The 18,032-nt window shown below is 58.3% G+C and carries 18 protein-coding genes, 2 tRNA genes and 2 pseudogenes; 11 read left to right on the forward strand and 11 right to left on the reverse strand.

The window, feature by feature from the left end:
* Window positions 1–8: 8 nt before the first annotated feature.
* The gene (locus AC221Y_RS02785) at window positions 9–536 is read left to right on the forward strand and encodes a DUF2799 domain-containing protein (protein WP_299754083.1); all 528 of its coding nucleotides are present in this window, start codon (window positions 9–11) and stop codon (window positions 534–536) included.
* 4 nt (window positions 537–540) lie between these two features.
* On the opposite strand, the gene AC221Y_RS02790 is transcribed toward AC221Y_RS02785, so the two are convergent.
* From AC221Y_RS02790 to AC221Y_RS02800, 3 genes are all read right to left on the reverse strand, one after another.
* A tRNA-Leu gene (locus tag AC221Y_RS02790) sits at window positions 541–626 on the reverse strand.
* 46 nt (window positions 627–672) lie between these two features.
* On the reverse strand, window positions 673–1,209 hold the full coding sequence (locus AC221Y_RS02795) for a tetratricopeptide repeat protein (RefSeq protein WP_299754082.1): 537 nt from the start codon (window positions 1,207–1,209) through the stop codon (window positions 673–675).
* Between the two features lie 31 nt (window positions 1,210–1,240).
* Window positions 1,241–1,702, reverse strand: coding sequence for an Lrp/AsnC family transcriptional regulator (locus AC221Y_RS02800; protein WP_299754081.1), 462 nt, complete (start codon window positions 1,700–1,702; stop codon window positions 1,241–1,243).
* Window positions 1,703–1,797: 95 nt separating this feature from the next.
* Between AC221Y_RS02800 and putA the strand changes: the two genes are divergently transcribed.
* Together putA and AC221Y_RS02810 are read left to right on the forward strand one after the other, a co-directional pair.
* A complete protein-coding gene (putA, locus tag AC221Y_RS02805) occupies window positions 1,798–5,133 on the forward strand; it encodes a bifunctional proline dehydrogenase/L-glutamate gamma-semialdehyde dehydrogenase PutA (RefSeq protein WP_486706750.1) in 3,336 nt (1,111 codons plus the stop codon).
* Between the two features lie 31 nt (window positions 5,134–5,164).
* Entirely contained in the window at window positions 5,165–5,899 is a 735-nt protein-coding gene (locus tag AC221Y_RS02810; RefSeq protein WP_486706751.1) for a rhomboid family intramembrane serine protease, read from the forward strand.
* Between the two features lie 13 nt (window positions 5,900–5,912).
* Here AC221Y_RS02810 and AC221Y_RS02815 read toward each other — a convergent pair.
* Window positions 5,913–6,251 (reverse strand): annotated as a pseudogene (locus tag AC221Y_RS02815) (DMT family transporter).
* Between the two features lie 9 nt (window positions 6,252–6,260).
* Window positions 6,261–6,722 (reverse strand): Lrp/AsnC family transcriptional regulator, encoded by a 462-nt coding sequence (locus AC221Y_RS02820; protein WP_486706752.1) that lies wholly within the window; start codon window positions 6,720–6,722, stop codon window positions 6,261–6,263.
* A 112-nt stretch (window positions 6,723–6,834) separates the two neighbouring features.
* Between AC221Y_RS02820 and AC221Y_RS02825 the strand changes: the two genes are divergently transcribed.
* Window positions 6,835–7,041 carry a DUF6356 family protein gene (locus tag AC221Y_RS02825; RefSeq protein WP_299756756.1) on the forward strand — a complete coding sequence of 69 codons (207 nt, stop codon included), beginning with the start codon at window positions 6,835–6,837 and terminating at the stop codon, window positions 7,039–7,041.
* A gap of 2 nt (window positions 7,042–7,043) precedes the next feature.
* Here the strand turns inward: AC221Y_RS02825 and AC221Y_RS02830 are convergent, their stop codons facing one another.
* On the reverse strand, window positions 7,044–8,159 hold the full coding sequence (locus tag AC221Y_RS02830) for a Ppx/GppA phosphatase family protein (protein WP_299756759.1): 1,116 nt from the start codon (window positions 8,157–8,159) through the stop codon (window positions 7,044–7,046).
* 220 nt (window positions 8,160–8,379) lie between these two features.
* Here AC221Y_RS02830 and AC221Y_RS02835 point away from each other — a divergent pair, with 220 nt between their 5' ends.
* The 4 genes and pseudogenes from AC221Y_RS02835 (at window position 8,380) to AC221Y_RS02850 (ending at window position 11,686) form a co-directional block, all read left to right on the forward strand.
* A complete protein-coding gene (locus tag AC221Y_RS02835) occupies window positions 8,380–8,676 on the forward strand; it encodes a virulence factor (RefSeq protein ID WP_299756761.1) in 297 nt (98 codons plus the stop codon).
* 26 nt (window positions 8,677–8,702) lie between these two features.
* Window positions 8,703–9,632: a methylenetetrahydrofolate reductase gene (locus AC221Y_RS02840; protein ID WP_299756763.1), complete on the forward strand. Its 930-nt coding sequence runs from the start codon at window positions 8,703–8,705 to the stop codon at window positions 9,630–9,632.
* Between the two features lie 22 nt (window positions 9,633–9,654).
* A pseudogene (locus AC221Y_RS02845) lies at window positions 9,655–10,695 on the forward strand (methyltetrahydrofolate cobalamin methyltransferase); the annotation flags it as partial.
* A 313-nt stretch (window positions 10,696–11,008) separates the two neighbouring features.
* Window positions 11,009–11,686: a hypothetical protein gene (locus AC221Y_RS02850; protein WP_299756767.1), complete on the forward strand. Its 678-nt coding sequence runs from the start codon at window positions 11,009–11,011 to the stop codon at window positions 11,684–11,686.
* Window positions 11,687–11,695: 9 nt separating this feature from the next.
* Here AC221Y_RS02850 and AC221Y_RS02855 read toward each other — a convergent pair whose 3' ends face one another.
* Window positions 11,696–11,968: a hypothetical protein gene (locus AC221Y_RS02855; RefSeq protein WP_299756770.1), complete on the reverse strand. Its 273-nt coding sequence runs from the start codon at window positions 11,966–11,968 to the stop codon at window positions 11,696–11,698.
* A gap of 161 nt (window positions 11,969–12,129) precedes the next feature.
* Between AC221Y_RS02855 and AC221Y_RS02860 the strand changes: the two genes are divergently transcribed.
* From AC221Y_RS02860 to AC221Y_RS02870, 3 genes are all read left to right on the forward strand, one after another.
* Window positions 12,130–14,169, forward strand: a complete 2,040-nt coding sequence (locus AC221Y_RS02860; RefSeq protein ID WP_486706753.1) for an ASKHA domain-containing protein — start codon at window positions 12,130–12,132, stop codon at window positions 14,167–14,169.
* Window positions 14,170–14,281: 112 nt separating this feature from the next.
* Window positions 14,282–14,355 (forward strand) — tRNA-Gly (locus tag AC221Y_RS02865).
* Window positions 14,356–14,373: 18 nt separating this feature from the next.
* On the forward strand, window positions 14,374–14,850 hold the full coding sequence (locus tag AC221Y_RS02870) for an acyl-CoA thioesterase (protein ID WP_486706754.1): 477 nt from the start codon (window positions 14,374–14,376) through the stop codon (window positions 14,848–14,850).
* Here AC221Y_RS02870 and AC221Y_RS02875 read toward each other — a convergent pair.
* Genes AC221Y_RS02875 through AC221Y_RS02890 form a run of 4 tightly spaced genes read right to left on the reverse strand, consistent with a single transcriptional unit; the run spans window position 14,847 to window position 17,999 of the window.
* Window positions 14,847–15,575 (reverse strand): gamma-glutamylcyclotransferase, encoded by a 729-nt coding sequence (locus tag AC221Y_RS02875; RefSeq protein WP_486706755.1) that lies wholly within the window; start codon window positions 15,573–15,575, stop codon window positions 14,847–14,849. The genes AC221Y_RS02870 and AC221Y_RS02875 overlap by 4 nt on opposite strands.
* Window positions 15,572–16,630: a threonine aldolase family protein gene (locus AC221Y_RS02880; protein WP_299751464.1), complete on the reverse strand. Its 1,059-nt coding sequence runs from the start codon at window positions 16,628–16,630 to the stop codon at window positions 15,572–15,574. Before AC221Y_RS02880 ends, AC221Y_RS02875 begins: the two co-directional genes overlap by 4 nt.
* The gene (locus AC221Y_RS02885; RefSeq protein ID WP_299751467.1) at window positions 16,627–17,103 is read right to left on the reverse strand and encodes a YcgN family cysteine cluster protein; all 477 of its coding nucleotides are present in this window, start codon (window positions 17,101–17,103) and stop codon (window positions 16,627–16,629) included. Before AC221Y_RS02885 ends, AC221Y_RS02880 begins: the two co-directional genes overlap by 4 nt.
* Complete coding sequence (locus tag AC221Y_RS02890; protein WP_486706756.1) at window positions 17,103–17,999, reverse strand: bifunctional riboflavin kinase/FAD synthetase; 897 nt, start codon at window positions 17,997–17,999, stop codon at window positions 17,103–17,105. Before AC221Y_RS02890 ends, AC221Y_RS02885 begins: the two co-directional genes overlap by 1 nt.
* Between the last annotated feature and the right edge of the window lie 33 nt (window positions 18,000–18,032).

Below are 18,032 nucleotides of genomic sequence, written 5' to 3' on the forward strand. Positions count from 1 at the left end.
TTAAATCCGTGACGGTAAAAAGTATAAGTGTACTTGCAGGGCTGTGCTTTATTGCCCTCGCCTCCTGTGCATCGCTCAGCGAAGACACCTGCCGCGGCGGCGACTGGCGCGAAATCGGCTTTCAGGACGGCGCACGCGGCCAAGGCCCGGATCAGGTTTTCCGCCATGCGCGCGCCTGCAACGACTTTGGCATAGCCCCGAACAAGACGCTTTGGGAAGCTGGGCGAACCGAAGGCCTGAAGCTTTATTGCACGCCGCGAAATGCTTATCGGGAAGGCGCCGAAGGCGACCATTTGCGCCCGGTATGCCCGATTGCAGATCGCCCCGCACTTCTCGACGAGAACGAACGCGGCCTCTCATGGTACAGGCTGGATCGCGATATCGACGAAAGCGAACGGCGGATAGCCCGCATTGGCTCGCTGATCCGCGATCTTCCGGACACCGACCCGGCCCGAGCAACGCTGACGGCTGAGCGCTTACTTTTGAGGCTTGAGATATCGCGGCTCAGAGCTCAGCGAAACCGGTTCAGATACTAAGGATTGGTACGGGCGACCGGACTTGAACCGGCACGGGCTTTCGCCCCAAAGATTTTAAGTCTCATGCGTCTACCATTCCGCCACGCCCGCGCCGGATCTTCCTAAGACGACATCAAAGCAGGGGCAAGCTAGAAGCCTACAACTCTTCGCCCTGCGGCTCGATCAAAAGACTGCGTTCGGAAATCCACGGGTTCAACTCAACCGCCTCACGCAAGACGTCCTGAGCCTCGTCGTCGCGCCCCATCCCCATCAACGTCAAAGCCTTGCCGCTAATCGCGGCAACATGACGCGGAGACCGCTCAAGCGCGCGGTCAAGATCCACAAGCGCGGTGGCAAAGTCCTGACGCAGGAAGCTGACGAAGGCGCGCTGATTGTATCCTTCCGCATAATCCGGGCAATATTCCGTCAGTCTGTCAAACGCATCAATCGCATCTACGAAGTTATAAGACGACCGTGCCGCCATCCCGCGATCAAGAAGCGCTTGCGCCTGTTCGTCCGGTGCCTTGGCCCAAAGTTCCCACAATTGGCTGGAAATACCACGCGCGGCCATCTCATTCGGGGCGGCCTGCGCGCGATCCAAAAGCAAATCGGCGGCCGCGGAAATATCGGGCGGTGCCGGACAATCTGCGAAAGCGGGCGCGGCAAGGAGCGGCAGGATAAAAAGGTGTTTCATATTTAATAAGGTGGCGTGCCTGACGGCGCCGTCAAGTCACGAAACCGCCATCCTTGACCGCCTGCATCGCCACATGGGTCGCGGTGTGTGCGACATGCGGCATGCTGGAAATGCGTTCGCCCAGCACAATACGATACCGTGTCATATCCCGTGTCCTGACCTTCAACAGATAATCGAACGCTCCGGCTATCATGTGACATTCTTCAATCTCAGGCACCGCGACGACAGCCGCATTGAACGCCGACAAAGCCTTCTCGCGCGTGTCGCTCAGCTTGACCTCGACAAAAGCCACGTGATCCAATCCCAATCGAACCGGATCAATCTGCGCCGAATACCCTCGAATGACGCCCTGCTTTTCGAGCCGTTTCAACCGCGCAAGGACAGGCGTTTTGGAAAGGGCAACTTGCCGTGCAAGCTCGGTAATCGAGATTCTGGCGTCCGCAGATACGATATCAAGGATCTTTCGATCTGTTTTATCAAGCGACAAATCCATATTTGACTAAAACTCCAGATATTTTTGGTCCGATTTCGCGCGTTCGTCGCATATTTCAACTATTTCGTCTACAGTGCCGCTGCTATATTTGATGTATGACACACACACCTTTGACCCGCTTCACCACGTATCCCGCTGAGGACGCCACGCTGTCTGCGGTCACAAAACTTGCTGCGCTCACCGACACGGACCGTGCCATGATTTGCGATGAAGCCGCAAAGCTGGTCCGCGCAATCCGCACCACTGGGCGATCCGGCATAATGGAAGTCTTCCTCGCCGAATACGGGCTTTCCACGGATGAAGGCGTAGCACTGATGTGCCTTGCCGAAGCGCTTCTGCGTGTTCCAGACTCCGAGACGATCGACGCGCTGATCGAAGACAAGATCGCGCCGTCCAACTGGGGAAAACACCTTGGCCACTCGTCGTCTTCTCTGGTCAACGCCTCGACCTGGGCACTGATGCTGACAGGCCGCGTTCTTGACGAAACTGGACCTGGGGTTGCCGGTGCCTTGCGCGAGGCGGTCAAACGTCTGGGCGAACCCGTGATCCGCAAGGCCGTCGGCCGCGCTATGCGCGAAATGGGCCAGCAGTTCGTACTGGGCCAGACCATGACCTCGGCTATGACCCGCGCCGCCGCGATGGAAGCCAAGGGCTACACCTATTCCTACGACATGCTCGGCGAAGCCGCGCGTACCGACGCCGACGCTCAGCGCTATTTCGCCTCCTATGCAAGCGCGATCCGCGCAAGCGGTGACACCACGACCGGCAAAGACGTCAAGTCCCGTCCCGGCGTTTCGGTGAAGCTGTCCGCGCTGCACCCCAGATACGAGGTATCCCAACGCAAGCGCGTTCTGGCCGAACTGACCCCGCGCCTTGTCGACCTTGCGATCATGGCCGCCGAGCGCAACATCGGCCTGAACATCGACGCCGAAGAATCAGACCGCCTGGAACTGTCCTTCGACGTGATCGAGGCCGCTCTTGGGGATGCGCGCCTTGCCGACTGGGACGGCTTCGGGATTGTCGTGCAAGCCTATGGCCTGCGTGCCGCCCCGGTGATCGACCACATCTACAATCTTGCGAAGCGGTTTGACCGCAAACTGATGATCCGCCTCGTGAAAGGCGCCTATTGGGATACCGAGATCAAACGCGCGCAAGTCCTTGGGCTTGATCGCTTCCCTGTCTTCACCGCCAAAGAAGCCACCGACGTCTCTTATATTGGCTGCGCGCGTAAGCTTCTAGGGATGACTGACAGAATTTACCCGCAGTTTGCCACCCATAACGCGCACACAGTACAAGCCGTTCTTCGAATGAGTTACGATATGGAGACCTTTGAATTTCAACGGCTTCACGGAATGGGCGAACAACTCTTTGAGACTGTCCGCAAGCAACACAAAATCCGCTGCCGCATCTATGCCCCCGTTGGCGCGCACCGCGATCTGCTTGCCTATCTTGTCCGTCGCCTGCTTGAGAACGGCGCGAATTCCAGCTTCGTCAATCAGTTGGTGGACGAAGACGTCCCCGCCGAAACCGTGGCCTCGGATCCATTTGCGACTGCGAACATTCGCCCCAGCATCCGCTCCGGGCAAGCCCTCTACGCCCCAGACCGCAAAAACTCGATCGGCTGGGATCTCACCGACGGCGCGACTTTGACCAGCCTTGAAGCCGCCCGCGCCCCGTTTAAAAACCAACTCTGGTCGGCAATTCCGATTGTCGCGGGCGCCGCTGGATCATTGCAAGCGCAAGAGATCTTAAACCCTGCGAACCCCGCCGATCTAGTCGGTACGGTTGTTCAGGCTGATAGAGAATGCATAGCGACTTCCTTCGGTGCCGCAAAACCATGGTCGGCCTCCCCGACCGAGCGCGCCCTCGTCCTAAACCGCGCCGCCGACCTCTATGAGGAAAACGCGCCTGAGCTATTTGCGCTTTTGGCACGCGAGGCAGGCAAAACCTTACTGGATTGCGTCGGAGAAGTGCGCGAAGCCGTTGATTTTCTGCGCTATTACGCAAGCGAGGCTACTCATTGCACGGGCGAACCCGTTGGAACAGTCACCTGTATCAGCCCCTGGAACTTCCCTCTGGCAATATTCACCGGTCAAATATCCGGCGCCCTTGCGGCAGGCTGCGCGGTATTTGCAAAACCAGCAGAGCAGACGCCCCTTGTCGCGCATCGCGCTGTGCAGTTGATGCACGATGCTGGCGTGCCCGTGGCCGCCTTGCAATTCCTGCCTGGAACCGGGGCAACTGTTGGCCGCATGCTTACATCTGATGCGCGCGTAGACGGAGTTGCCTTCACTGGCTCGACCGCGACGGCGCAAACCATCCGCCGCGCCATGGCCGAAACTCTTGCGCCCGGCGCACCACTGGTCGCCGAAACCGGCGGCATCAACGCGATGATCATCGATTCTACCGCGCTTCTGGAACAGGCCGTGCGCGACGTGGTCGCCTCGGCGTTTCAGTCGGCAGGCCAAAGGTGCAGCGCCTTGCGCTGCGTCTATATTCAGGACGATATCGCACCCGCTTTTCGCGAAATGCTCACCGGCGCAATCAAAGCGCTGACAGTTGGCGATCCGTGGGATCTTGCAACCGACATCGGCCCCCTTATTGATCAAACCGCCCATGACGGGATCTCCGCGCACCTGAAAGACCACAACGCACGCCCGCTGATTGCCGCGCCGCAAGGCGGCACCTTCCTTGCGCCAGCCCTTGTAAATGTCACGGCTATCACGGCTCTAAAGCGCGAAATTTTTGGCCCGGTCCTGCACATCGCGACCTTCCGCGCTGATCAGCTTGAAAAGGTTATTTACGATATTAATTCAATGGGTTACGGTCTGACCTTCGGCCTTCATACGCGCATTGATGGGCGTGTTCAGGACATTGTCGAGAGCGTCAGCGTCGGCAACGTCTACGTGAACCGCAACCAGATCGGGGCCGTCGTCGGCACCCAACCTTTCGGAGGTGAAGGCCTTTCGGGAACCGGCCCTAAGGCGGGCGGCCCGTCCTATGTGGCACGCTTCACCAAAGACGTGGATCCGGGCGCGCAGGTCGAGCGCAACATGCCCGGGCCAACAGGGGAGACCAACCGCCTGACCGAACACCCACGACCACCATTTCTCTGCCTCGGCCCCGGACAAGACTTGGCCGAAAAGCAACGGCTTGCCATCGAGGCCGTCGGCGGAACCGCGAAGATTGCACCTGAAATGACCCCTGACCTGCTTGGCAATGCGACCCACATCGGTGGCGCGATCTTCTGGGGTTCGGAGACCGAAGCGCGCGCCTTTGCGACCGCACTCGCCCAGCGTGCCGGCGCAATCTTACCCCTGATAACAGCCACGCCGCGCAGCTTCGAGGTGCGCCACGAGCGGCACCTGTGCGTCGATACCACCGCGTCGGGCGGAAATGCAGCCCTTCTGGCTGAAGTATCAGACACTTGACCTTTCACGGCCAACGGGGTCGGTTCTGCCCATGTTCCCGTTTCGCGATCACAACCCGTCCTCCCGCACGCCTTACGTCACCTGGGCGCTGATTGCCGTCAATATTCTGGTGTTCGCCAGTTACCACGCGCTTTTCAGCGATGAGCGCGCCCTGTCGAACTTCTTCTTCAACTACGGATTAGTCCCCGCAATCGCGGCCCCCGAAACGTTTGTGACTTCGATGTTTCTGCACGGCAGCTTCATGCATCTGGTGGGTAACATGCTGTTTCTCTGCGTCTTCGGCGACAATCTGGAAGATACGATGGGCCACGTCCGCTACCTTCTTTTCTTTCTTGCCAGCGGACTGGCCGCCGCAAGCGCGCAGTTCTTTTCTGACCCTGCAAGCACGGTCCCGATGGTTGGCGCATCCGGTGCAATCGCCGGCGTCATGGGCGGCTATCTATTGCTATACCCAAAGGCCCGCGTCGATGTGCTGATCTTCATTGTCGTCATCATCCGCGTCATTCCGATACCAGCATGGATCGTCCTTGGGGCATGGTTTGGCATCCAACTTGTGCAGGGCGCTGCCGCTCCGACGGCAGGCGGCGGTGTCGCCTATTGGGCGCATGCGGGCGGGTTTGTGGCGGGTTTACTCATGACGGCTCCGGTCTGGCTCAGAATGGGGGGAACCGACTATTGGAAGCGCACAGAAGGCGCGCCTCCGCATCCACAAGCCAAATACCGCCGTGTTAAAACAGACATCCCAACCGTCCGCCGCCATAGGTGACGCGGCCTCTGACCTATTCGTGCAGGTTTTCTTTTGAGACCAAATGGACAACCAAAATACCGCCTTGGATCATCGCAATACTAAGAATCGCAGCAAGGTCAAGCTGTTGGCCAAACACAACAAATCCAATCCCCGCGATGAACACGATTCCAAGCCCGGATCAGATTGCGTAGACGAGTCCCACCGGCGTCACCGTCAAGGTAAGCGACAAAAGATAGAATGCGGCTGCATAAGCGATCACGACTACAATCGGTTGTAATGGACGTGTGAATTGCTGGCTCGTCTGCAGCGCCGTTGTACCCACCGTTTCGGCCAGAGCCGCATAGATCAGATAGAAAAAGTGAATGGGCATCGTCGGCCCTTAAAGCGGCAGAGCAGTCGTTTCTTTCAGCTCTTCCATGACGAAACTGGCCGCCACATCAGACATATCGACCCGCCGGATCAGCTCCTGATAAAGAGCGTCATAAGCGGCCATATCCGCAACCCGCGCATGCACCAGATAATCCAATTCCCCGGACATCCGATAGGCCGCGAGAATCGACGGCATTTCGCGTGTTGCGGCAGCGAAATGCGTCAGCCATTCCGGGTCGTGGCGGTTGGTTCGGATTTGGATAAAGACCGATAGATTCAATCCCAGCATATCCGCGTCCAGCACCGCCACCCGCTGGCGGATCACCCCGCTTTGATCCAAAGCCCGCACCCGCCTCCAAGTTGCGTTCCGGCTCAGGCCGACCGCCTCTCCCAAAGCTTCCAACCCGATGGACGCATCACGTTGCAATTGGGATAGAATTTTTCGATCTAGTGCATCGATCGTCTCAATCATTTCCGCTTACCGAATAATTTCTCCCAATATATACGCGAAAATATTAATCTTTGGGAAGACATCTCATCAAAAATCGCCGAATATGATCTCATGGATTATACGGAGGCACCCAATGATCACCCGCATGTTTTTTGACCACCCGGCAAGCATCGACGAAAGCTACGGCGAACACGCTCGTTTTGCTTTAGGGTTTTCGGTGAAGCTTTTCGTAGCCGCCGGAGCCGCGCTGGTGCATTCGCTGATTCCCTGCCTGTTCGAAAAAACAGCCAGCCGCATCATCGGCGACCTTTACGCCAAGACCCACAACCGCGGGACGTAGCCCTAGAACGGACCGTCTTCCAACACGCCGTCCGCCGACATCTGCGCGTAAAGCAACCCTTCGCGCAGACCGCGGTCAGCAACTGTCAACTGATCGGTCGGCCAGATGCGCAAAAGCGCCTGTAAAATCGCGGCCCCCGACATGATAAGAGCTTGGCGATCCCGTCCAATCCGAGGATCGACGCGCCGCCCTTCAGGGCCCATTTCAAGATAGCTGCGGATTACCGTGTCGATCTGATCCGAGGTCATCCGAAGGCCATCGACTTTATTGCGATCATAGCGCCGCAGTCCCAAATGGCTGGCGGCAACGGTGGTCACCGTCCCGGAAGTGCCTACAATCTGGAACCCTTCGCGGGCCTGTTCCGCCTCATAAGGCGAAAACTCGGCCAACTGCTCTTCAAAAAACCAGCTCATCAAAGCAAATCGGGCAGAATCGTTCTCAACGTCGTTGAACTGGTCGCGCAGTGTCGCCACCCCAAGCGGAACCGATATCCAATCCACGACGCGCGCCGCCGGAAACGGCGATTTCTCATCCGGTTTGAAGCCTGCGTGAAGTCGCATGATCGCGCGCTGGCGGTCCACCGACGGCACACGGCTTAGATCAATCCAGACCAACTCAGTCGATCCACCACCGATATCGACAACCAAAAGCTGTTCCGTCTTGGTCGACACAAGCGGCGCGCAAGAAATCACGGCAAGCCGCGCCTCTTCCTCTGGCGCAATGATGTCAAGCGCCAAACCCGCCTGACGCACCACGTTGCCCAGAAACTCAGACCCGTTTTGGGCCCTCCGACAGGCTTCGGTCGCGACAAGCCGCATCCTCTGAACATCGTGTTTTTTCAGCTTTTTCTGGCAGATCGTAAGCGCTTGAATGGTCCGGTTCATGGACGCCGTTGAAAGACGCCCCGTGCGCTCAAGCCCAAGACCCAGCTGCACTGATTTGGAAAAACTGTCGACCACGTGGAATTGGTTGCCCTTTGGTTGGGCAATCAGCATGCGGCACGAATTCGTGCCGAGATCCAGCGCGGCATATAGCTCAACTGGACCGGCTTGTCCGAGCGCAGACGGTTCAACCGCTTTCGGGAACCGGTCAGCGCCCCGGGGACGCTTGGGCGGCATATCGCCCTCCGATCTTTGGTTGCTTTCACCCTACGCAGGGGCGAACGCATTGCGCAAGGCTCACTATCTTATTGAGAAAGTTTCATGGGCCTACCCCTTGCCGGGACGGCAGGCGCACTCCAAAATCCGCACAAGTCGCGAAGGCGACGAAACATGTCGAAATCCGGCGTCGTTTTTGCCCCAAGCGGGCGTAGGACGGCTTAAGGAAGGAAGTCCAAAAATGCCTAACGTTACCATCGTTTATTGGCGCGATATCCCCGCGCAGGTCATTGTTGGCAAAGGCCGGCGTGCGTCGAAGGCCCCGTTGTCAGAGCGGTTCGAGCAAGCAATCGACCGCGCCGCGATGAAGATCGGTGCAAAGGATAGCGATGCCTATCTTTCTGAATGGCGCAAAGCGGCGCATTACGAAGTCGCAGGCGACCCCGACGAGGTCGCAGCCGCTGAGGCGGCGCGTCTGGACGCTGAATACGATCAAGGCAAGATCAAAACCTTGATCGATAACGACGGATGGGCCTGAGGCCTCACGATATAAGGACGATACTCATGGCTTTGCTGCCGTTCAGAAAGAAGACCGAAGCTGGCGTCACGACCGATCCAAAGGTTGTCGACTTCCTTCAGGACTTTTCGATCGAGGTCATGCCGCGCACGGCGGAAAAGGTCGAAAACTTCCGCGATCATTTGCCCACCGGGACGCGTGTCTATATCGCCCATATCGAAGGGACGCCTATCGAAGATATGGTCGCGACAGCCAAGCGGATTGCGGCGGAGGGCTATCAGGTCATGCCCCACTTCCCGGCCCGCATTATCAAAGACGAGACTGTTCTGGCAGACTGGATCGCGCGCTATCAGGGCGAAGCCGGCGTCGATCAGGCGCTTGTACTTGCAGGCGGCGTGCCCCAACCCCAAGGCAAATTCGACAGCTCAATGCAGCTGTTGGAAACCGAGCTTTTCGACAAAGCGGGCTTCAAGCGTCTGCACGTCGCAGGGCACCCCGAAGGCAACCGCGACATCGACCTGAAGGGCAGCTCTACAAACGTCGAGACCGCGCTGAAGTGGAAGAACGATTTCAACAATCGCACCGACGCGGACATGGCAATTGTCACGCAGTTTGCCTTTGACGCGGGCCCAATCATCGAATGGTCCAACCAAGTGCAGGCCTCGCGCATCGATCTGCCGATCCACATCGGCATCGCTGGACCCGCTAAGCTTCAGACGCTGATCAAATTCGCTATCGCCTGCGGCGTCGGCCCCTCTCTGAAAGTCCTGCAAAAACGCGCCATGGACGTCACCAAACTGGTCATGCCCTACGAGCCCGACGATGTGGTGACGGCGCTGGCCGCGCACAAAGCGGCCAACCCCGACTTTGCAGTCACCCATGTTCATTTCTTCCCGCTCGGCGGCATTAAATCCAATGCGGCATGGGCCACTTCGCGCGGCGGTGCCTCCGCGCAGCCGGCATCAGCAACCGCCTGACCTCTGACCAGAAAGCCCCTGAATGACCCGTACAGTTCTCGAGTCCGCCACAAAAACCGTTGTCATCGGCTTTGACGAACCGTTTTGCGTTATCGGCGAGCGCATCAACCCCACCGGGCGCAAGTTACTCGCAGCCGAGCTGGAAGCGGGCGATTTTTCGACCGTTGAAAAAGACGCCCTCGAACAAGTGGCGTGCGGCGCGCAGGTACTCGATATCAACGCGGGCGTTGTCTACAACTCTAACCCGAACCCGAACGAAACCGAACCGCCGCTGATGACCTCGGTCGTCAAACTTGTGCAGGGCCTCGTCGATGTGCCCCTGTGTATCGATTCGTCCGTCCCCGGCGCGTTGAAAGCAGGCCTTGAAACTGCAAATGGCCGTCCGCTTTTGAACTCGGTCACCGGCGAAGAGGACCGCCTCGAACTGGTCCTGCCTCTGGTCAAGAAATACAATGTGCCAGTCGTTGCTATATCCAACGATGACACCGGTATTTCCGAAGACCCGGATGTGCGTTTCGCCGTCGCCAAAAAGATCGTGGAGCGCGCCGCAGACTTCGGCATCCCGGCGCATGACATTGTTGTCGACCCGCTTGTCATGCCTATCGGAGCGATGGGAACCGCCGGCTTGCAGGTCTTTTCTCTGGTGCGACGTTTGCGCGAAGAACTTGGCGTGAACACGACCTGTGGCGCCTCGAACATCTCGTTCGGTCTTCCTAATCGTCACGGCATCAACAACGCCTTCCTGGCAATGGCCTCTGCTGCCGGAATGACCTCGGCCATCATGAATCCGGTCTCCATGCCCCCAACCCGCAAGACCATTTCCGAGCGCCTCGACGCCCTGAAAGCCCTTGGCGTCACCGCGCCCGACGATGTTGATATCGCGGCCATTGGCCCGTTGGTCGGCCTCGTGACCAACAACGACCTTATCCGCGAACGCGTGGCACGGCTGGCCGATCTCGGGATTGTCGTTCCCGAGGACGCAGACATCACAAAACTTGGGCCCCTTCTGGGACTGGGCAAAACCTCGGGCATCGCCTCGGAGGAAACGCTGTCGATCCGTGCCGCCGACTTCCTACTGAACCATGATCCGTCGGGCGGAAACTGGATCCGCATGAACAAACCCGTGGCCGCCCCGGGCGGCGGCGCGCGTGGCGGTCGTGAAAGCCGTCGCAGGCGTAGTGGGTAAGGCGTTTCAATTCGCAAATCAAAGCGGCCCAGAGCAAAACCATCTCCATTGAATGCCGCTCATTCCGACCGCTTGGTGCCTATCCGCGCCCCGGCGCCCGTGCTAGCGTGAACGTAAGCCACGTCACACGCAACACGCGCTCACACAGTCGTGGCCTGCAGTTGAACGAGCTGATGGTTACCTGAAACGCATGCCGGATCACGATAATTTCCCCCCGTGGCACCTGGGGCTCGCGCGTCTTGCGCTGAAGCTGGCGCTGATTGCTGCCATCGTGTTTGCAATATTGAAAGTTCTGGATTGGGCGCAGGAACACGCAGAATCCACCGGCTCGGGCGGTCTGATGCTTGGCGTTCTTGCCATTCTGCTTCTCGCTTACGCCCTTTTGCTGGCGGTGCCGTTTGTGCCGGGCATCGAGATTGGCGTGTCACTTTTGCTGATGAAAGGCGCGGATGTTGCCCCCTTTGTCTACGCGGCGACCGTGCTTGGACTATCCCTATCTTTCATGGTGGGCCGGTGCGTGCCTTACCGTTGGCTCAATGCAACGCTGGCGGATCTACATCTAAAACGCGCCTGCCATTTGGTGGAACACCTCGAACCCATGACCCGCGAAGAACGCCTCGCGCATCTCACCGCGCGCTTACCAAATGCAATCGCACCTTGGGTCCGCAGCGGGCGCTACCTTTTGCTGGCAGCGTTGTTCAACATCCCCGGAAATGCAATTCTGGGAGGCGGTGGCGGCATTGCGTTCGTCACAGGCTTCAGCCGACTTTTCCAACCCTGGGCTGTAATCTTGACAATCGTCTTAGCCGTTTTGCCCGTCCCTCTGTCCGTATGGCTGCTCGGAACAGGCGTTTTATCGACGCCTTAACTCTGCACTCTAATTCGGAGAAGGCCGCAAAAGGCGCGCGATCTGAGCAAGCGGCAGCAGCAATCCAAGGTAGACGATCCCCAGCGGTACAGCCGAAACCGCGCCGATCTCGGCGCCATTCACGCCGAAAAGCCCAAGCGAAACCGAAGTAATTAATAGCGCGCATAAGACCGGTACCGGCAGTACTGCCGCGCGTAGCCAAACGCCTTCCAGTCGCATAATTGCGAAAGCCTGAAGCCCCACATACACTGACGCCAGCATCACAAGACCAAAAGGGTCCATGGGATTTCCTTCCCTAACTCGTTACAAATTTCATCCTGCCTTAAGATTGAGGCGACATTCCGCAGTCACCATGACGTTTCAGGGACGTTTTCTGGCGGAACCGGCCTTTCCAAGACCACGATGACCGCTATGATCTGGCGTAACAAGCAGGCAAAAAACCCATGACAGACAAAGCTTTGGTAATCTTCACACCCTCCGGCAAACGAGGCCATTTCGAGGTCGGAATCCCGATTCTCACGGCGGCACGCCAATTGGGTGTAGATCTAGACTCCGTTTGCGGCGGACGCGGCATTTGCTCGAAATGTCAGGTGTCTCCCGGCTTTGGCAGCTTTTCCAAACACGGGGTTGAAGTTGCCGAAAACGCCGTATCAGAATGGAATGCGGTCGAACAACGCTACAAAGAAAAGCGTGGACTGAAAGACGGGCGCCGCCTGGGCTGTCAGGCAACTGTTCAGGGCGACCTTGTGGTTGACGTGCCACCCGAAAGCCAGGTCCACAAACAGGTTGTGCGCAAAGCCGCCTCAACCCGCGATATCACCATGGATCCGGCCACACGACTTTACTACGTCGAAGTGCGCGAACCCGACATGCACGAGCCCTCCGGCGATCTCCAACGCCTTGGCGAAGCCTTGAAGCGTGACTGGCAGGTCGAGAGGATCGACGCGCCCCTGCCCGTCCTACGCAAGCTGCAACCGACGCTGCGCGCGGGCAAATGGACAGCCACTGTCGCGCTCCACAAAGACCACGTCGACGACACGCATCGTATTATCGACATCTGGCCCGGCTTTTTCGATGGTCGCCTCTACGGCCTTGCCATCGACCTCGGCTCAACCACCATCGCCGCCCATCTGTGCGATCTCAGGAACGGACAGGTGCTGACCTCAGCCGGCATCATGAACCCGCAAATCCGCTTCGGCGAAGACCTGATGAGCCGCGTCAGCTACGTGATGATGAACCCTGGCGGCGATGTCGAAATGACCAAAGTTGTGCGCGACGCCATGGGCGATCTCGCCCGCAATCTCGCCACCGAAGCCGACATCCCCCTTGACCATATCGTCGAGGCGACCATCGTCTGTAACCCCGTGATGCACCATCTCTTACTTGGCATCGACCCTGTCGAACTTGGTCAGGCCCCCTTCGCGCTTGCCACAAGCGACGCCCTTCGCTGTGCAGCCGCCGACATTGGACTTGAGGCGATCAACCCGGCTGCGCGCGCCTATCTTTTGCCCTGCATCGCAGGCCACGTCGGCGCCGATTGCGCGGCTGTCGCCTTGTCGGAAGAACCGTATAAATCTGACGATCTTGTACTGATCTGCGATGTGGGCACCAACGCCGAAATCCTGCTTGGCACCAAAGACCGTGTCCTCGCCTGTTCATCGCCTACTGGGCCCGCCTTTGAGGGCGCACAAATCTCGTCTGGCCAACGCGCGGCCCCCGGCGCTATCGAGAGGGTCGAAATTGACCCCGTCACCAAAGAGCCCCGATTTCGCGTCATTGGCTCTGAAATCTGGTCCAATGAGGATGGCTTTAGCGAAGTAGTGGCAAGCACCGGCGTCACCGGTATCTGCGGCTCAGGCATCATCGAAGCGGTCGCCGAAATGCGCATGGCGGGCCTTGTTGACCCTTCGGGCCTCATCGGCTCGGCCTCCCAAACCGGCTCAATCCGCTTGGTCCCCGAAGGCCGCACCCATGCCTATGTCATCTACGACGGCACCGCAGACAATGGCCCGCTTATCAGCGTAACCCAGGGCGACATTCGCGCCATTCAACTTGCGAAATCAGCGCTTTACGCAGGCGCGCGCCTTTTGATGGACGAACTGGAAACCGACACCGTCGACCGCATTGTCCTAGCCGGAGCCTTCGGCGCGCATATCTCGCCAAAGCACGCGATGGTCCTTGGCATGATCCCCGACTGCACGCTTGAAAACGTTATGTCTGCAGGCAACGCCGCAGGCACCGGCGCGCGCATCGCCCTGTGCGATATCTCGGCCCGCGCCCGGATCGAAGAAGAAGTCCACCGCATTCAAAAAGTTGAAACCGCTATCGAACCGAAGTTTCAGGAACACTTCGTCGCCGCCAACGCCATTCCTCACGCCACAGCGCCGTTTCCGGAATTGTTTTCTATCCTCAGCCTCCCGGTCGTCTCTTTCAACACCAAGGGCGGTGAAGACGGTGGCCGCCGCCGCAGACGGCGCGGCTGAAAGCCCGCAACAGCGACACGCAAATGTACGGCGTATCCGCAAAACACACCACCGAACGCTCCGTCCAAACCTTGACCCACAGACACGATGCCCGTATTTTCAATTGCATGATGCGGGTGTAGCTCAATGGTAGAGCTTTTGCTTCCCAAGCAAGTGACGAGGGTTCGATTCCCTTCACCCGCTCCACCCTCGCCGGACGCGCCCATGCACGATCATCAGACACTGCTTACCTCATCTGACTTGACCGATTCCGGTCTTGACGGGTTCGCCTATGGCTACCGCGACCGCGTGCGGTTCTACGAGTTGGATGCGCTAAACCACGTCAACAATGTCGTGTTCCTGAAATGGTTCGAGACCATCCGCGTCTCCTACGCCATCTCCCGAGGCCTCACGACGTATTCGCACGGCGCCGACGATCCACAACTGGTCGTGCGACACCTTTCGGCGGACTATCTGACGCCGATGTATCAAAACGAAATCTACACCGTCGCCGCGCGCACCCGGACGATCAAACACTCCAGCATGATCATGGACTATGCGGTGGCCAGCAACGGTCAAATCCGCGGCACAGGCGATTGCGTGATTGTCAGTCTTGAACAAGACGGCCGCACCAGACGCGCGCATTTCCCGCACGCCGTCCGCGCTATGGTCGACCTCGACGGGTCCGAGCAAATCGACTAGCCGGCCAGCTCTGCAATATAGTCTAGCGCCGCACTTTGAAGCTCGCGAATATGCGGATCGTCAATGCCCATCGCTTCAAAATGCTCAATGATATTAGCAAGATACTCAAGACTTGAGCCGAAAAGTCCTGTCCCCGTCGCAAGATATCGGACCTGCTCGTCCCGCGTGATTTCCGAGCAGATAAGGTCAGCGTCATGGTCCGCCTGAAACGTCAGAACCTCCACCGTTTCATCCGACAACTCCGCCGGCACAAACACCGGAAGGTACCCCGGACCAATGCATTCCCGCCGCCAAAGGATCTCGGCTTCACCCTCGATATCACTGGCCGCAATCCGAAACGCAAGACCGTCGCAACCTGCCCCATGATCAAGCGCCGCCATCACACCCGGAGTCTCCTCAGTGCCCCGCCCTCCCAGTGTGTCCTTCAATATGAACTGGCGGGAATAGCCCGGCACAAAAGCCCGTTGAACATCCGTGAATTTCAACGCCGGGTCCCACATTAGCGATCCATAGGCGAACACCCAAAGATCCTCGTCTGGTCGTCCGGTAAACGCTGCAAGCCGGATCGCCTCTCGCTCGGCGTCAGAATAAAACCAGTCCGTTCGAATGCCCGCCTTGCTGAGCCAGGCAAGAGTGTCGGCCATGCTTTGCGTGCGGAACCCTGACTGAGACGCAGGTTTGATCAGATCGCGAAGTTCGGGGTGGCGGGCGAAAGGATCGTTCACAGTCGCGCACCCCTTGCAACCTCCACAAAGCGCGCAATGCTGTCCGCATCCACCGACCAGTCGCACACCAACCGCCCCAGAAGCAGCTCGTTCGGATCATCGCCCTGAAGCAACCCCTGCTCAATATAATAATACGCGCCTGCGTCGACCAACGCCTGATGTCGAAAACGCGGCATCCAGACGTAAATCATATTCGCACCGCGTGGAAACGCGAACTCAACATCGTCGATGTCCGACAGCCCCGCTTCCAGCGACACGGCCGACGCATTCGCCTTAGCTGCCAATTCAAGCCAAAGCCCATCCGTCAGATAGGCCTGCATCTGAGCCGCCAGATACCGCGCTTTGGAAAACACCAAGGCGCCCCGTTGCTGGCGCCGCCGGAACTCTAAGGCTTTGTCGGGATCAAAGATCACCGCCGCTTCAACTGCCATCGCCCCGTTCTTCGTCGCCCCGAACGAGACGGCGTCCACGCCCACTTTCCAAGACATCTCGGCCGCCGAACAGCCCAAGGCCGCCGCCGCATTGGCAAACCGCGCACCGTCCAAATGCAGGCTCAGGCCTTCGTTTCGGCACACTTTTGAGATCGCCGAAAGCTCCTCTAGACTGTAAAGCGTCCCCCGCTCGGTCACTTGCGTCAACGAAACTGGTCCACGAGCCGATTGTTTCAAATTTGACGGGTCAAAGCCCGAAATCGCAGCTTGAAGCTCGTCCGCATTAAACTTAGCTATATCCGCCCCAAGCGGCGTGATTTTCGCACCGTCCGTAAACGCCTCGGGGGCGTTGCATTCATCCACATGAATATGGGCAAATTGCGCGGAAAAGATCGTGTCCCAGGGTCGGGCCAGGCATCCAAGCAAAAGCGCGTTCGCAGCCGTTCCCGTCGGCACCAAAAACACTGCCGCGTTCGGCGCCTCGAACACCTCGCGAACTTTTTCCACTGCGGCAGCCGTCAGAGCATCGGTCCCATAAGACGGCACCGCGCCGTCATTGGCCCGCACCAAAGCCTCCATGATCTTCGGGTGAACCGGTCCGTTATTGTCAGACGCAAACTTCATAGCTCTTCCTCGATGATATGGTCTTCCCATTCCTCTTCCGGCACCTCAAATTCTGGCACCGTCCAGCCCTGAACCGAGATACCCGCATCATGAACACTTTGGGCCGTGCCGGAAATCAGCGGGTGCCAGTTGTACAAAGGTTTGCCCTCGTGCAGCAATCGATAGGCACAGGTCGATGGCATCCAATAGGCTATTTTGTCGATATTGCTCGGCTTCAGAACAACACAATCCGGCACGAATTGCTTACGGATGTCATATTGCGCGCAGCGGCATGTCTCCCCGTCCAACAGACGGCATGCCACCCGCGTAAAGGCAATTTCCTGGGTATCGGGGTCTTCCAACTTATTTAGACAACAGCGCCCGCACCCATCGCAAAGTGCTTCCCATTCCCGCTTGTTAAGGTTCTTTAACGGCACTCGTTCCCAGTATTGGTCGCGCAGGCCATCGCGGTTTATCGGATCGGACTCCGACATCAGCGGGCCAAAATCTCGCGCGCACGAGCGGAATCTGCGTCCATCTGCACGATCAGCGCCTCGAGGCTATCAAACTTTTCTTCTGGCCGAAGATACTCGACAAGGGCAACAGACATCTGACTTCCGTAAAGGTCACCCCTGAAATCAAACACATGCGTTTCGAGGTTTGGGATATTTTCGCCAAACATCGGCCGCACACCCAAGGACGCCACCCCATCATAACGGCCTGCGTTTTCGCCAGTCAGAACATCGATGCGGACCGCATAGACACCAAACTTCGGCGGATGCAGCCCGGTGATCGACATGTTTGCCGTCGGATAGCCAAGGTCACGCCCACGCTGATCGCCGCGTTCAACCACACCCTCAATCCGATGCTGGTGCCCCAACATCATTGCTGCATCACGGGGTTGCCCCTCGGCCAAAGCCTCACGAATGCGCGTCGACGACACCTCCAGACCGGCCGTTTCTACCAGCTTAGCAATCGTCACTCCAAACCCAAACCGGTCCCCAAAGGCCTTCAGATCATCAGCCGTCCCGGCCCGATTTCTCCCAAAGCGGAAGTCCTGCCCAACCGTGACATGGGCCAATCCCAAACGTTCGCCCAAAATATCGCGGGCGAAATCTTCCGGCGACAAGGCCATCAACGCAGCATTGAACGGCAATTCATAAAGATGAATGACACCAAGTTTCGCAAGGCGATGCGAGCGCGCTTCGGCGTTCATCAATCTGAACGGCGGTGCATCGGGTATCAGTATTTCGCGCGGATGCGGCTCAAAAGTGACCACGCCAAGGGGGGCGCCCGTGACCGAAGCCGCCTGCCGCAAAACGGCCTGATGCCCAAGATGGACACCGTCGAAATTACCGATGGCGACCGTGGCCCCACGGTCGCCATAGATCGGAAGAGCGTCGTGTAGGGAAAGAGTGTCATG

Source organism: Boseongicola sp. (genome assembly GCF_057460485.1).

What these genes read in the sequence shown, in the direction of transcription:
- AC221Y_RS02860 (WP_486706753.1), top strand. Translation starts at nt 12,130, where the DNA reads ATGACAGACAAAGCTTTGGTAATCTTCACACCCTCCGGCAAACGAGGC.
- AC221Y_RS02870 (WP_486706754.1), top strand. Translation starts at nt 14,374, where the DNA reads ATGCACGATCATCAGACACTGCTTACCTCATCTGACTTGACCGATTCC.
- AC221Y_RS02795 (WP_299754082.1), bottom strand. Translation starts at nt 1,209, where the DNA reads ATGAAACACCTTTTTATCCTGCCGCTCCTTGCCGCGCCCGCTTTCGCA.
- AC221Y_RS02810 (WP_486706751.1), top strand. Translation starts at nt 5,165, where the DNA reads ATGTTCCCGTTTCGCGATCACAACCCGTCCTCCCGCACGCCTTACGTC.
- putA (WP_486706750.1), top strand. Translation starts at nt 1,798, where the DNA reads ATGACACACACACCTTTGACCCGCTTCACCACGTATCCCGCTGAGGAC.
- AC221Y_RS02800 (WP_299754081.1), bottom strand. Translation starts at nt 1,702, where the DNA reads ATGGATTTGTCGCTTGATAAAACAGATCGAAAGATCCTTGATATCGTA.
- AC221Y_RS02835 (WP_299756761.1), top strand. Translation starts at nt 8,380, where the DNA reads ATGCCTAACGTTACCATCGTTTATTGGCGCGATATCCCCGCGCAGGTC.
- AC221Y_RS02885 (WP_299751467.1), bottom strand. Translation starts at nt 17,103, where the DNA reads ATGTCGGAGTCCGATCCGATAAACCGCGATGGCCTGCGCGACCAATAC.
- AC221Y_RS02850 (WP_299756767.1), top strand. Translation starts at nt 11,009, where the DNA reads ATGCCGGATCACGATAATTTCCCCCCGTGGCACCTGGGGCTCGCGCGT.
- AC221Y_RS02855 (WP_299756770.1), bottom strand. Translation starts at nt 11,968, where the DNA reads ATGGACCCTTTTGGTCTTGTGATGCTGGCGTCAGTGTATGTGGGGCTT.
- AC221Y_RS02820 (WP_486706752.1), bottom strand. Translation starts at nt 6,722, where the DNA reads ATGATTGAGACGATCGATGCACTAGATCGAAAAATTCTATCCCAATTG.
- AC221Y_RS02840 (WP_299756763.1), top strand. Translation starts at nt 8,703, where the DNA reads ATGGCTTTGCTGCCGTTCAGAAAGAAGACCGAAGCTGGCGTCACGACC.
- AC221Y_RS02825 (WP_299756756.1), top strand. Translation starts at nt 6,835, where the DNA reads ATGATCACCCGCATGTTTTTTGACCACCCGGCAAGCATCGACGAAAGC.
- AC221Y_RS02880 (WP_299751464.1), bottom strand. Translation starts at nt 16,630, where the DNA reads ATGAAGTTTGCGTCTGACAATAACGGACCGGTTCACCCGAAGATCATG.
- AC221Y_RS02830 (WP_299756759.1), bottom strand. Translation starts at nt 8,159, where the DNA reads ATGCCGCCCAAGCGTCCCCGGGGCGCTGACCGGTTCCCGAAAGCGGTT.